This window comes from Paenibacillus gyeongsangnamensis (assembly GCF_027533625.1).
Lineage (GTDB): Bacteria > Bacillota > Bacilli > Paenibacillales > NBRC-103111 > Paenibacillus_G > Paenibacillus_G gyeongsangnamensis.
The window spans coordinates 19,048-32,574 of record NZ_JAQAGZ010000017.1; the positions used below are offsets into that span (position 1 = coordinate 19,048).

The window sequence follows — 13,527 nt, forward strand, 5'->3', positions numbered from 1 at the left end:
CTAAGCAGATATCTAACAATATTCGCAGTAGAATTGTACATATGATCGTTGTTCTGTACATAGATAAAGCGGGATTGATTCGTTAGTATAAAGGAAACAACGATACCGAAAGCCGGGCAAGCTGAGGACCTCGGGACGCAATTTTGTTGATGGAATAGCAGGCGCAGTTAAAGGATATACCCATTTCATTGAAGAGGAGAATAGATCGATGAAAATACTGTTACTGGATTTGGATTCCACTCGCCCCGACCATCTGGGCTGTTACGGCTATCACCGGAATACGTCGCCCAATATTGACCGTATCGCCGAGCAAGGCGTCCGTTTTACGAATTATTACACTTCCGATGCACCCTGCTTCCCGTCTCGTACCGCATTAATGACCGGGCAGTTCGGCATTCACAACGGAGTTGTCGGACACGGAGGGACCGCGGCAGATGTTCGTCACGAGGGAGAACGGCGCGCCTTCCGCAGCCGTCTTACGAGCGATTGCTTCCCGGCGTTATTTCGTTCAGCTGGTATGAAAACCTCACTAATCAGTCCGTTCGGCGAGCGTCATTCCGCGTGGACGTTCTATGCAGGGTTTAATGAAATCCATAATACCGGCAAGGGCGGTATGGAATCGGCCGAGGAAGTCACCCCGGTGGTGATCGATTGGATCAGCAGAAACGCACAACAGGACGACTGGTTTCTCTACGTCAATTATTGGGATCCGCATACGCCTTACCGCGCACCGGAGGAGTTTGGAAATCCGTTTGAGAACGAACCGCTGCCGGCTTGGATTACCGATGAGGTGCTCGAGCAGCACACCACCCGGAAGGTTGGCCCGCATAGCCCGCGTGAAATCAACATGTTCGACGCCGGAACCAATCCGAAATTTCCCCGTCACCCCGGCGAATTTACTGACCGCGAAGGCTTGCGGCGGATGATCGACGGATATGACTGCGGCATTCGTTACATGGACGACAACATCGGCCAGATCTTCCATGAGTTGGAGAAACAGGGGGTTATGGAGGAGCTTATTGTAATCATTACCGCAGATCACGGAGAAAACATGGGCGAACTCGGCATATACGGAGAGCATGGTACCGCCGACCAAGGAACTTGCCGCATCCCTATGATTATCCGTTGGCCAGGCATGAAGCAGGGGCATGTCGACACAGGATTACACTATCACCTTGATTTGCTGCCGACAATCGCTGAACTACTTGCGAAAAAGCCAAAGGGGTCTTGGGATGGGGTTAGTTATGCACCGGCTTTAGCCTCAGGCATGCCTTGCGGACGCGACTATCTGGTCGTCTCCCAATGTGCGCATGTATGCCAGCGCAGCGTGCGCTTCGGGGATTATTTGTATATCCGGACTTATCACGACGGGTTTCATTTATTTGACAAAGAAATGCTCTTTAATTTATCAGACGACCCGCACGAACAGATTAACCTTGCGCAAACGCAGCCCGAGCTTTGCCAAAAAGCGGTTTATTATTTAAACGAATGGCACGATGCGATGATGGAATCAATGACTTTTGACATTGACCCGATGTGGACAGTCATCAAAGAGGGCGGACCTTACCATGCTAAAGGTCAATTGAAGAAGTACGTGGAACGACTGGAGGAAACAGGACGAGGATACGCTGTTCCGGAACTGCGTATCCGTCATCCGAGAGAATTTTCTTAACGCTCCGTGGTTTCTGCAGCAATGACAAGCAGGCGGCGCTTCATTGGCCCTAGCCGTGGGCGCGGCCTGCGAGACTTTCCCGACAGCCTGTGCCCCGCTCTCGATATGAAGCGGGGATTTTTTGTATTACAGTCCTAATCTCTCATATTGTTCCTGCGGAGCATGATGCATGCTCATTAGGCTGGTCATGTACCCGATCATTCGATGCTCTGCTTCTGCATCCCGGATCGGTTGTTTTTGCTCGGGATCGCTTGCCAAATCATACAACAGCGTTCCAAAACGGTGGGCTCCCGTATAGGATGCGGCCGGGATTTTCATCGTCCGTACCCCTTTTGTGAAGGGAAACGGTTCGGCCAGCTCGAGCTGCTGAAGCTCCGAGATACTGAACAGGGACGCCATATGCGCCGGCATTAGCGTATAATTGTACAACGGCGTATTATCAGGACGAACCGGCGCACGCATATACACATAACGGCCGTCAGTGCAGTTTACGTGTCCCCCGTGAATGCCGAATAAAATGGCCTCCCGCGTCTGTTTTGCGGCTTGCAGTGCTTGACGCAAAGGGATGCCCTGCATATCTTCAGGAATCGGCGCCCCGAAGAAGTCCAGAAGGGTCGGAGCCAAATCGATGAGCTGCGTAAGCTGCCCGCACCGTTCATTTTTCCTGCCCACGTGAGGATCCCATACAAATAACGGTGTCCGGGCAATTTCGTTATAGAACGGCATCACATTCTTGGCCCACCAGTCGTGCTCCCCGAGCAGGAAGCCATGGTCCGTGGCTACGATCAGCATCGTATCCTTCCATAAATCGAGCACATCCATGACGTCGAGCACCTTGCCCAGGTAAGCGTCGCACATGCTGAGCAGCGCAGCGTATTCATAACGGCAGTGTTCGACTTCCTCCCGTCTTTCCTGAACGCGCCCATAATTCGGCCAATCAAAATGCTTTCCGCTGTACTCATGAGGATATAATTCTTTATACTTGGCATGTGAAAAAAAAGGCTCATGCGGGTCGAACGCTTCTATTTGCAGCAGCCAGCGATCCTCATTCCGGTTTGTCCGGATAAACTCTATCCCTCTTGTGAAGGTTTCCGTCTGCGGATGGAGCTCTTCACTTTCCAGGTACTTTCGATTGATCCAGTCCTGTCTGAACAATTGCGCCCTGTAGCCGTCATACCGGCCTACATGCTCGGGAATATCCGGTTCCGCGACTTCACCTTTCCATGGGTCGCCTTCCTGGCCGCGAACGAATTCCCATGTGCTGTACTGGCTGTGATAAGTGGCTCCTCCCGGCTCCCAATAATGATAATGGTCACTTACCAAGTGCGAATGGACGCCCATCTTCTTCAGAATCGCCGGCATCGAATCGTCGAACGGCTCCAAAGGCCCCCAGCTCCGGTGCAAAAAATTATACCTCCCGGTCAGCATATCGCGCCTGGCCGGCATACATGGCATACTCCCTACCCAACTGTTATCGAAAGTGACGCTTCTTTCGGCCAGTCTGCTGAAGTTGGGGGCATGGGTCCATGCGCAGCCATAAGGCGGAAGCATATGCCGGTTTAGCGAATCGAACATAATAACGATTGCTTTCACTGAGGTTCCTCCTCCGGCCGAAGAGAATGGTACCAATGTTGTACATTCTCTATCAGCCTCCGGACGAGTTCCGGATGCTGCTCGGCGGCATTGTATTGCTCTCCGGGATCTGTCTCCAGGTTGGATAAATGGATCGGATCGGCCGCCTTACGGCTAAAATCGAGCTTTCCATTTAAGACAAGCTTCCAAGGTCCTTCCCGAACCGCCAATTGACCGTCGTACTCCCAGAATATTTGCGTATGGGGACTTACTGCGCCTTCCCGGATAACAGGACATAGGCTGGCTCCGTCGATGTGTTCCTTCTCCCAAACGATCCCGGCTAACTCCGTCAGCGTAGGATAGATGTCCATCATGATAGCCGATTCCTCATTCACTAGCCCTCCCGGTAAGCCTGACGGATAACAGAGAATCGCGGGCTCCCGGATTCCTCCTTCAAACAAACTGGCCTTATGCCCTCGGAAGCGGCCAGCAGTACCGCCGTAATACAAATCTTCCGTACCGTCCAGCCAATTGCGTGCTTCGGTGGACGGGCCATTATCACTGGAGAAAAAGATCACGGTATCCTCATAGAGGCCCTTGCGCTTCAAAGCATCAACAATTTCGCCGACTCCGTCATCCACAGCAGCGATCATTGCCGCCATGATCCTCCGGTCCGGCGGAAGGTCGGGAAACCGGTCTACATACGTTTTCGGCGCATGCATAGGATAATGAGGCGCGTTATAGGCGACATAGAGGAAGAAAGGCTCCTCCTCTGAAGCATCGATATATTCCACCGACTTTCTAGTTATCACCTCGGTCATATATTGTCCGTTTTCCCAAACCTCTGTCTCGTTATGCCACAAATCATGCACCGGGTTAACCCCTGCACCCTGTCCCCAATAAAAAATGTGCGAGTAATAATCGATGCACCCGGCCCGAAATCCGAAGAACTCATCGAACCCCTGAGAGTTCGGGCCGTGTTCGGCTGAAGCACCCAAGTGCCATTTTCCGAATAGTGCCGTCCGGTAACCGCTTGCCTTTAAGGTTTTGGCTAAGTTCGGCTGGTCAAGCGGAAGGCCTGCAGCTCCCCTCTTTCCGCCCAGGATACGGGTTACGCCGGCTTTGGCCGGATATCGCCCGGTCAGCAGGGAAGCCCGGGAAGGCGAGCAAACGGGAGAGTTGCTGTACCAATTCGTAAATCGGATGCCGTCGCCGGCGAGACGATCGAGATGCGGTGTTTTTATCGCCTTCGAACCGTAACAGCCCAAATCCCCGTATCCCAGATCGTCACAGTAAAAAATGATAATATTCGGTCTTCGCATATCCTTAACGCCGCTTTACGGGCCCGCCCGTAACATCGGCTCTCCTCTCCTCGATCGAAATGCAGCGCTGTCCGCCGGCTTTTGAAGGGGCGGGTACAATAAGCGGCATCCTTTCCCCGGCTTGGGCCATCCTGTTCATCAGCCGCTCCCTGAGCCCTTCCGTTACTTTCCGATAGCTGTCCATACCAATCAGATTATGAAGCTCGTACGGATCGGCGTACAAGTCGTACAGGCATTCCTCCTCGTAACGGTCCGAACCTGGATCAGACCAACCGCTGCGGTCGGGGGCGTGGACACTGTACTTCCACCGGTCCGTGCGAATGGCGCGGGCCACCTGGGATTCGCTGATTTGTACAAACGCCTCGGAAGGCCATTCGATTCTCTCCCTTCGAATGAGCGGCATAACCGATTGTCCCTGCATTTTCTCGGGTACGGGTATCCCGGCCGCATCGAGCAAAGTGGGCGGAAGATCAATCAAGCTGACCAGCTCCCTGATTTGCCCGCCGTTCATTCCGCTTGGCCCAAGCATCGCGGCTGGGATACGGATAGAGCTTTCGTGACAGGATCGTTTATACTCGCCGTTGCGCGTTTTGAAATGACAGCCGTGGTCCGACGTGAATAAAACCAGCGTGCGGTTATCCAGCTTTAAGCTTTTTAGAGCATCCAGCAGACGGCCCAGGGCTTCATCAAGCCGCTTGACCATACCGTAATATCCTCCCAAATGCTGTGGGGCTGTGCCTCCGAGCGCTTGAAGATCCGGCGGCATCCACCTTGACGTATACATTTCCTCATAGCCGTCAGGAGCGGGGTAGTTGTCGGTATGGTTCTGGTGATGCGGCTCCAAGTAAGAAAGAAACAGAAAGAACGGCTCGCTCTGGTGCCGGTCGATATATCGGATGGCCGCATCGGTCTGCGCATCCACACGGTATCCCGGAAGTCTTACCTCACGATTATCGTTGTCATACAACACAGTATCGTAGGCATCGGAGGAAAATTCGAGCAGATTCGCCGCGAGCCATTCCTCGTAGCCTCCCCGCTCCTCCTCCGGTACCGGCTCGTGACTCGCTAAATGCCATTTGCCGATATAACCGGTGGCATAACCTGCATCCTTAAAATAATGAGCTAGCGTGCGATTTTCGTGGGGAAGCGGAATACTGTTACGGTAGCAGCCGGTCGTTGTCGCATACATCCCGGTCTGAAGACATGACCTGGCCGGTCCGCAAACCGGCTGACAGGTAAAAGTGTGATACAGGTGGGTACCCCTTAAGGCCATCCGGTCGAAATTAGGCGTGAGGCCTAACGGATTGCCGTGCACCCCGGTGGTATCCCAGCGCTGCTGGTCGGTGAAGAAAACGATGACATTCAGTTGATCCGTCATTTTCACGGCTCCTCGGTCATTTTTTTAGTGCTGCATAATCTTGATCCGTATAATCCTTCGCGGGGTCCCAGTTCGGGAAGCTGAAATCGCCGGGTTCGACCTTCACGCCGCTTTGCTTGATCTTTTCTACTCCGTCCTTAAAGCCTTTGGACATCTTCTCGTTGTACTGCTTCAGCGCCCCATCGGGATCCTTCTCGGCGCCGGTGATGATCGCCTGCAATATTTCATTGAAGCTCGGCTTGATTTTCGGTTGTCCCATACCGCCGATTTCCACGAGTACCTTAACCGCTTCCGGGTTGCGTACGGCCGGATCCGGACGAAGCCGCAGCACCTCTTGATGCAGCTTGGCGAACGCTTCGTATTCCGGATACGGGTATTTGGATTTATCCGAGTTCAGCTTCTCGATTGGAGCAAGCGCGACACCGCTTTTCATGAAACGCTCATAGAACAGCTCCGAAGCAAGCCCCTCTTCGATGAATTTACCCACCGCTTCCGGATATTTCGTTTTACTCGAAACCATAAACCCGCCATTGTTAGCCAGCGTATGATGCATGATCATCGGCTGCCCTGTCGGGGTAGGCAGCGCTGCCATCCCATATTTGGCGTCGGGCGTATCGCGCTTGATCAGCCACATTCTCCAGCGTCCGTCGAACAGGAAGGCCGCCTTGCCTTGACCGAACAGCGCTCCGGCCTCCGGATGCTTCAAGTTGTAAGAAGAAGGTAATATACTGCCGTCTTTCTTTAAATCTAGAATGAACTTCACGGAATCGGAAATGGCTTTGGAGACATAAGTATATGCCCCCGTTTTATAGTTAAAACCATCGGAATCTAGATTGTTGATCCCCGCTGCGAATCCCGTCACCGTATTGCTAGCATAGCCGTTCTCGGCCATAGCGAAAACAACTCCGAAAACGTCGCCTTTCCCTTTTTCTGTCACGGTTTTGGCCATGGCTCTAAGCTCATCCCAGGTTTTAGGCGGATTCTCAGGATCGAGTCCGGCGTTTTTCAATACATCCTTGTTGTAGTAAAGCAGTTGATTCATTTGCGGTCCGAAAATCGGCCACGTGTACGTCTTGTCGCCGATGACATTCACCCCTTCAGCGAAGGCACCGTTGTAGAACTGCTTCTTCCAAGCATCGGAAACGAGCCCGTCGAGAGGACGAATCCACTTGGAAGCGACGACCTGCTGGAAGTCAATATTTTGAGGAAGGTTAAAAATATCGGGCAGATCATTGGAGGTGACGGCCGCTTGAATAGCGGTGTTATATTCAGCCCATGGCATATATTTCATTTCTACGCGAATTTTGCCTTTATTCTTCTCATTAAAAATTTTGACCATCTGCTGCCCGGGACTCTCATCGCCCTTCATAAAGTCATGCGGTCCCCATACACGAATGACTGCCTCCTTACCCGACGAGTCCGAGTTTCCGCCCGCTTCCCCCTTTGACTTCGCATTCCCTGCGTCTCCGCCGCCGCTGCAGCCGGCAAGCACTGTCGACAACAGGGTGACCGTCGCGAGCAGGGAGGACCCTGCCTTTCGTTTATTCGCCATCCGAATACTCCCCCTAAACCATATTCCGGCTGCCGCGGATTATGAGTCCGCAGTGGACATCAAACAGGCCGTGCCCTAATTGTAACCGCTATCACAGTAGGTCTGTAGGAGCGTTTTTTTACTTTGGGGTGGGGATTTCTTACCCTCTTCGATACTCGCTTGGCGTCATGCCGAATTCCCTTTTGAACTGCTTAGAAAAATGCTTATCATCCCAATAGCCTACCCTATGAGCAATTTCGGAAACATGAAGGTCCGGATTTTCCATTAACAGCTTTCTTGCTGCTTCCAGGCGGATCTCCGTTACATATTGGACATAGCCCTTCCCCGTTTCTTGCTTGAAAATTCGGCTTAAATAAGACGGATTAAAGCCCGTTTGGTCGGATATGACGGATATCGATAAATCGTTCATATATTTCCTCTTGGCCTGATCCATCATCATCCTAACAATTTGACAGCCGCTGCGCAGATCATCTTCTTTTGGCTCCTCTTCCGCCGGCAGCCTATTCGAACGTTCCGACGCATGCTCTCTTTCCAATTTCCTGGACAGCTTTACCAGCAAATGGGAGATCTCCTCACGATCCACCGGTTTTAACAAGTAATCATAGACGCCGTAACGGATGGCTTTTTGGGCATAATCAAACTCATGATGCCCCGATATGATCACCACCGGCTGCTCATGACCCGCTTCGCGCATCCTGCGGAGCATTTCGAGTCCATCCATCCCGGGCATGCAAATATCGGCAAGCACAACGTCGACTTCGTTATCATGGAGCGACGCGAGCCCCTCCAAGCCGTTTTCGGCCGTTCGCACGACATCAAATCCGGTATTTGTTTTTTGAATGATTTTAGTCATCCCTTCGCACATCCAGGCTTCATCATCCACAACCAATACGCTGTACATAACGTCCCCCCTATGAATGCCATTCGAGCGGAATGCTGATTTCTACAACGGTGCCTTGGTCTTTCTTACTGCTCAGACGAAGGATTCCTTGTCCGGCATAGTGCATATGAAGCCGCTGGCGAACATTAAGCAATCCGATATGCTCCGTTATTCGGGCTTCGGGAGCCCCAATTTGTATCAACTGCTCGGAGAGCTCGGCCCGTCGTTGCTCAGCTATGCCTACCCCATCGTCGGCAATACGGATGATCAAGGTTTCACCACTGGCATAAATATCAATACAAATGTTTCCCCTTCCGAGCTTCGGAGTAAGCCCGTGGTTCACGCAATTTTCCACGATCGGCTGCACCGTCAGCTTAACAACCCGGGCCTTCAGCAGATCGTCCGGCACGTTCAAATGGTATTGTATCCTTTCCCGAAAACGCATGCCGATAATCTTGATATAGGAATTCACATGATCCAGTTCATCGGATAATGAAGCAAAGTGGTTCGGGCTAATGCTGTATTTGAACATTTTGGCCAAGCAGCCGCTGATCACCGATATTTCTTCCACTTCATTGACTTCTCCGATACAGGTGATCGTATTTAACGTATTGTAAAGAAAATGCGGATTAATTTGGGCCTGCAGCGCCTTCAGCTCCGCCTCCCGATGGAGCATGTCTAATCGGTATTCCCTAAGCTTCGACAAGTATATTTCCTCGCGCATGTTTTCCAGCTCGCTTACCATCCGGTTGAATCTTCTTCCGAGACGCCCGATCTCATCTCCGCTCCCCACTTCAACCTTCGTGGTGAAATTTCCGCTTTCGACCTGCAGCATGTTATCTTCGAGCAGCTTCAGGGGCCTTGTAATGGCCCTCGATAAGAAAATCGACATAAAAGCAATCAACACCGCCGCAAGAGCGATAATCACATACAGCATGAACCGCACATTCTGGATGCCTTCGGCCATTTCGTCAAAAGGCACGACCCCTACAATCTTCCAGCCGGTAGAAGGAGAAGTATAAAAGCTGACCATTGTCTTGACTCCCTCATAAGGGATAATCAGATGGCCGCTATCCTGCTGTTTGAGTCCTTCGGCAAAGCGCGGCAATCGAATGAGGCCTTCGGGAAACTTGCCGGTGGGACTGACTTTTCGGCCGTCCGGTGTCATGAGGAATACATAGCCGGTTTTTCCTAACTGAATATTTTCGCTCATAAAAGAAATCACATCGGGATTGAAATTGATGAGCAGTGTCCCCCGGTCTTGATTTCGGTTTACATCGAAGATTCGGCCTGCAAAACTCACAACCGGCTGTCTATCCAAATAATCCTGCTCCCGAACCGGATACAATCGAAAGTTTTTGTTACTCAAAATATCCTTGTACCATCCTTGGGATTGAAAATCGTAAGCCGGCTTCACTAGCCGGTTCTCCGTATTGGCATACACCATAAGGCCGTGGTCGTTAATGATATAAATACCTTCCAAATAGCTGCGCAAGCTGGCGATTGCCCATAGAAGCTTACGAATGTCCCCAAAGGTTTGAATGGTGAACAGGTCGTCATTCTGCTCTTTCAAGTCCATAAAATTGATTGTCGCTTCCCCGAACCTTACCATATTGGCCATTCGTTCCGTTTCCTGAATAAAGGAGCCTAAACGGCTGTCGACCTGCTTCAAAATTTCCAAGGTATTTGCACCAAGCTCTTGCTCCAGCGCATTGGAAGCGCTTTTATGAAAAGCAAGCACAGAGATCAGCAAAGGAATCAAGCTTATCATGCAAAAGACAAGAAATAACTTTTTGACCACACTGGCATTTTGCAGCGTTTGAAGTACCCGTTCCTTAACGGCTAGCATAGGGGGACACCCGTTAACCTAACCCTTGACCGACCCTGCAATCCCTTCCACAAAATAACGCTGAAACAAGAGGAAAACAACAATAATAGGGAGCAAAGATATGCTGGCGGCCGCTGCCATTCCCGTATAATCAATGCTGTACTCACCGACGAATTGATACATCCCCACTCCCAACGTTCGCAGTTTTTCTTTACCTAAGGTAAATACTAACGGAATGAGGAAGGAATTCCAAGTCCACATAAACTGCATGATGGCGGTTGTCGCAATAATCGGCTTAGACAGCGGCAGCATGATTTGAACAAAGGTGCGGAAAAAACCGCAGCCGTCCATTTCCGCCGATTCCTCCAGCTCGTTGGGTAATCCCCGGAAATGCGTCATAAAAAGCAAAATAAAGAGTACATGGGCACCGCCGGATTCGGCCAGAATCACCCCGAGAAGCGTATTATTGAGACCCATGGCGTTAATTAGTGAATATACCGGGATAATCGTAAAGCCTTTTGGCATGAACATGGTTGCCGTTACGGCCGAGACGAACAGAATACGCCCTTTGAATCGGTAGCGGCCCAGTGCGTACCCGGTCAAGGAGCAAAGTAGGATAACCAGAGTAACCGTAGCCAAGGTGATGGTAACCGTATTTGTAAAATATGTAGAAAAATTGGCCGTCTCCCAGGCCCGGACGTAGTTCGCGAACTGCGGCTTGTTCGGAAGCAATGTTAATCCACCCGTCAAATATTCCGAATTGGTCTTGAGCGATGAAGCGACCATCCAAATAAACGGATAGATCCAGACGATCCCTACGCCGATCAGAATGATATGCAGGAGCACTTTGGGCAGTCCGTGTTTGATTCGCCTTTGAAGCATAGATTTTCCCTCCTCATCAAGATCAGTGTCCCTGCGTGGACTTCCCTCCGGTCATCTTCACCAGAGCGCCAAGAATAAGCGATATAACCAGTACCGCAATGCCGTAAAAAATCCCCGCGGCCGATGCGAAGCCGACACGTGCTTCCCCCGCGCTGGAAAAGGCATAGCGGTAAATATACAGGTCCACCATATCTGTCGCGAAGGCGGGCCCCCCTTCCGTCATCGCTTTTACCAGGTCAAAAACGTGAAGTGCATTAACGGCCGACAGCAGCAGAATCACACTGCCTACCGGCATTAGCAATGGCACGGTAATATAACGGAATTGCTGCAGCGTATTAGCGCCATCCACTCTCGCCGCCTCGTAAATTTCTTTGGGTAATGACTGCAATCCGGCTAACCAGTAGATCATGTTCATACCGAAGCTTTTCCATATCCCCACAATGATAACGATTAACAGAGCTGTATCGATAGAACCGATCCAATCTACGGGCTTTTCAATTAAACCCAGCTTCAGCAGAACTTCATTGACCAAGCCTTTGTAGGCGCCGAAAATAAAGCGCATGACGAGTCCTACAACAGCCGTCGTCGTGACCACCGGCAAGAAGTAAATAGCCCGGTAAGCCGCAGAACCCTTCAACCAATGGGCATTTAAGATAATCGCAAGCACAAGGGCCAGCGGCACCTGTACGGCGACTAACGAGACCATGAAAATAAAATTGTTTTTAAACGCGTTCCAAAACACCGGATCATAGATCGTTTCAACAAAGTTATCGAATCCGATAAATCCCTCCAGCGGCCCATACCCGTTCCAACGGAAAAAGCTGTAAACGTAACTCATCACGATCGGATATAAAGTAAATACCAAAAACATGATGAGCTGCGGCGTAATAAACGCATAACACCATAGCGTCTTTCGATTCCGATGACTGCTGATGGACCGCGTGGTCCGCACAGTATTCATACGCCCAGGTAGGGCGTTTGACTCATGGCTGAGCTTCGTCGAATGATTCAAGCCTCGTCACCTCCTCTAGTAATAGCTTAATTGTAATCGCTATCAAACCAATCTGTAAGAATCACGTTTTTACAATGAGGTGTGTTTTTCTTACTTTTTAAAGCATAAGGAAGACCTCTATCTAAGAAGCTCGAAACTTCATCGATAGAGGCCTTGGAAATATCCTGTTGATTAAGCGAGGCAATGACTACAAACTGAATTGTGTTCTCAAATAGTTCCTGCTAAGGATTGCACTTTCAGTAGGCTCTTGGTCTGTATTGTCTTGCTCAACCGTCCACCAGGGCAGCTTCAACTCCAAAACACGCTGTAAAATCGGTTTCAAAGGAACCCATGCGAGATCAGTAGCTTAGCCCAGTATTTCTAATATCGGTCAGATGAACTCATAAAACAAAAAAGCCGCTATTTATGCGGCAATAAATGTGATTATGTTCTTGTCACTTTCACCTCGTGACCGGCTTCATTCAATTCTTGAGCATACAACAAAGCATGAAGCGCTCTTCCAGCTTCCGATTCAGAAGCGTGAACGAAAATTGCAAATTTTTTCATGATAATTCCTCCCTGGTATGATTATTTGAGAAAATCTAAAATCCCATGTAAATCTGATATAATTATATCTGGGGCCTGTCCCAGTTCGTCCATTTTTTGATGCCCGCGATTTATCCATGCAACATGGAATCCAAAGCTTTTTGCCCCAGCTGCATCCCATGGATTCGAAGACACAAACAATACTTCTTCCCGACTCACTTTTAGTTGTTCTAAAACAACGGTATAGGCTTTAGGATCCGGTTTATAGGTTTTAACGGAATCAGAGGTTAACACACCATCCAGCATACCAGTTAAACCTCTATACTCGATTAGCGGTCTTACCATCTCCTGATTGCCGTTCGTGAAGATCACTTTCTTGATATTCTTTAGATTTTGAAGCACTTCAGCAACTTCAGAATAAATGCTGAGTTTTAAATATTCATCCATAAGCTGCGCTTGTTTATCTTCATCTAAAGAAACATCAAGTGTTCGACAAGCTTGCATAAGTGCATCTATTGTCACTTGATGGAAATTGCTATATCGGCCCATTAATGACCGCAGCCAAGTATATTCCAGTTGCTTGCTGCGCCAAATACGGCTAAGCTCCTCACCTTTATCCGGAAATAATTCGCTGCACTTCTTTGAAATGGAATGTACATCGAAAAGCGTACCATAAGCATCAAATACGATGGCCTGTATCTTTGGCATTGATGATTTCACCTCCTTGCTATACCCACAATGAGATAGTAACGCTAATTTTTATTATGTTCTGTGAGATAAATTACAAAACGGTTTAACCCCACTCTTATCTAAACCATCGAATATATATTTTCATTAATCTCGGGATCCAACCTTCAAACAAGTTTTTTCTCCAATATTGATCCGCCGCGCGTTAAGAGACCGG

General features: G+C 49.9%; 11 protein-coding genes. 1 reads left to right on the forward strand and 10 read right to left on the reverse strand.

Going from position 1 to position 13,527, the window contains the following annotated elements:
- Positions 1 to 208: 208 nt before the first annotated feature.
- The gene (locus tag O9H85_RS23640) at positions 209 to 1,672 is read left to right on the forward strand and encodes a sulfatase family protein (protein ID WP_269883878.1); all 1,464 of its coding nucleotides are present in this window, start codon (positions 209 to 211) and stop codon (positions 1,670 to 1,672) included.
- A gap of 126 nt (positions 1,673 to 1,798) precedes the next feature.
- Here O9H85_RS23640 and O9H85_RS23645 read toward each other — a convergent pair whose 3' ends face one another.
- From O9H85_RS23645 to O9H85_RS23690, 10 genes are all read right to left on the reverse strand, one after another.
- Positions 1,799 to 3,265, reverse strand: a complete 1,467-nt coding sequence (locus O9H85_RS23645; RefSeq protein WP_269883879.1) for a sulfatase — start codon at positions 3,263 to 3,265, stop codon at positions 1,799 to 1,801.
- Positions 3,262 to 4,566: a sulfatase-like hydrolase/transferase gene (locus O9H85_RS23650; RefSeq protein WP_269883880.1), complete on the reverse strand. Its 1,305-nt coding sequence runs from the start codon at positions 4,564 to 4,566 to the stop codon at positions 3,262 to 3,264. Before O9H85_RS23650 ends, O9H85_RS23645 begins: the two co-directional genes overlap by 4 nt.
- A 4-nt stretch (positions 4,567 to 4,570) precedes the next feature.
- Positions 4,571 to 5,944, reverse strand: a complete 1,374-nt coding sequence (locus O9H85_RS23655; protein ID WP_269883881.1) for a sulfatase-like hydrolase/transferase — start codon at positions 5,942 to 5,944, stop codon at positions 4,571 to 4,573.
- Between the two features lie 16 nt (positions 5,945 to 5,960).
- A complete protein-coding gene (locus tag O9H85_RS23660) occupies positions 5,961 to 7,496 on the reverse strand; it encodes an ABC transporter substrate-binding protein (protein ID WP_269883882.1) in 1,536 nt (511 codons plus the stop codon).
- Positions 7,497 to 7,635: 139 nt separating this feature from the next.
- Positions 7,636 to 8,397 carry a response regulator transcription factor gene (locus O9H85_RS23665; protein WP_269883883.1) on the reverse strand — a complete coding sequence of 254 codons (762 nt, stop codon included), beginning with the start codon at positions 8,395 to 8,397 and terminating at the stop codon, positions 7,636 to 7,638.
- Between the two features lie 10 nt (positions 8,398 to 8,407).
- Positions 8,408 to 10,225 carry a sensor histidine kinase gene (locus O9H85_RS23670; RefSeq protein ID WP_269883884.1) on the reverse strand — a complete coding sequence of 606 codons (1,818 nt, stop codon included), beginning with the start codon at positions 10,223 to 10,225 and terminating at the stop codon, positions 8,408 to 8,410.
- Between the two features lie 18 nt (positions 10,226 to 10,243).
- Positions 10,244 to 11,086: a carbohydrate ABC transporter permease gene (locus tag O9H85_RS23675; RefSeq protein WP_269883885.1), complete on the reverse strand. Its 843-nt coding sequence runs from the start codon at positions 11,084 to 11,086 to the stop codon at positions 10,244 to 10,246.
- 22 nt (positions 11,087 to 11,108) lie between these two features.
- Positions 11,109 to 12,098, reverse strand: coding sequence for a carbohydrate ABC transporter permease (locus tag O9H85_RS23680; RefSeq protein WP_269883886.1), 990 nt, complete (start codon positions 12,096 to 12,098; stop codon positions 11,109 to 11,111).
- A gap of 423 nt (positions 12,099 to 12,521) precedes the next feature.
- Positions 12,522 to 12,644, reverse strand: coding sequence for a hypothetical protein (locus O9H85_RS23685; RefSeq protein ID WP_269883887.1), 123 nt, complete (start codon positions 12,642 to 12,644; stop codon positions 12,522 to 12,524).
- Between the two features lie 21 nt (positions 12,645 to 12,665).
- Entirely contained in the window at positions 12,666 to 13,331 is a 666-nt protein-coding gene (locus tag O9H85_RS23690; RefSeq protein WP_269883888.1) for a haloacid dehalogenase type II, read from the reverse strand.
- Positions 13,332 to 13,527: the final 196 nt, after the last annotated feature.

Excerpts from the sequence above, each read along its gene's own strand:
- O9H85_RS23640 (WP_269883878.1), top strand. The coding sequence starts at position 209 with ATGAAAATACTGTTACTGGATTTGGATTCCACTCGCCCCGACCATCTG.
- O9H85_RS23650 (WP_269883880.1), bottom strand. The coding sequence starts at position 4,566 with ATGCGAAGACCGAATATTATCATTTTTTACTGTGACGATCTGGGATAC.
- O9H85_RS23655 (WP_269883881.1), bottom strand. The coding sequence starts at position 5,944 with ATGACGGATCAACTGAATGTCATCGTTTTCTTCACCGACCAGCAGCGC.
- O9H85_RS23660 (WP_269883882.1), bottom strand. The coding sequence starts at position 7,496 with ATGGCGAATAAACGAAAGGCAGGGTCCTCCCTGCTCGCGACGGTCACC.
- O9H85_RS23665 (WP_269883883.1), bottom strand. The coding sequence starts at position 8,397 with ATGTACAGCGTATTGGTTGTGGATGATGAAGCCTGGATGTGCGAAGGG.
- O9H85_RS23670 (WP_269883884.1), bottom strand. The coding sequence starts at position 10,225 with ATGCTAGCCGTTAAGGAACGGGTACTTCAAACGCTGCAAAATGCCAGT.
- O9H85_RS23675 (WP_269883885.1), bottom strand. The coding sequence starts at position 11,086 with ATGCTTCAAAGGCGAATCAAACACGGACTGCCCAAAGTGCTCCTGCAT.
- O9H85_RS23685 (WP_269883887.1), bottom strand. The coding sequence starts at position 12,644 with ATGAAAAAATTTGCAATTTTCGTTCACGCTTCTGAATCGGAAGCTGGA.
- O9H85_RS23690 (WP_269883888.1), bottom strand. The coding sequence starts at position 13,331 with ATGCCAAAGATACAGGCCATCGTATTTGATGCTTATGGTACGCTTTTC.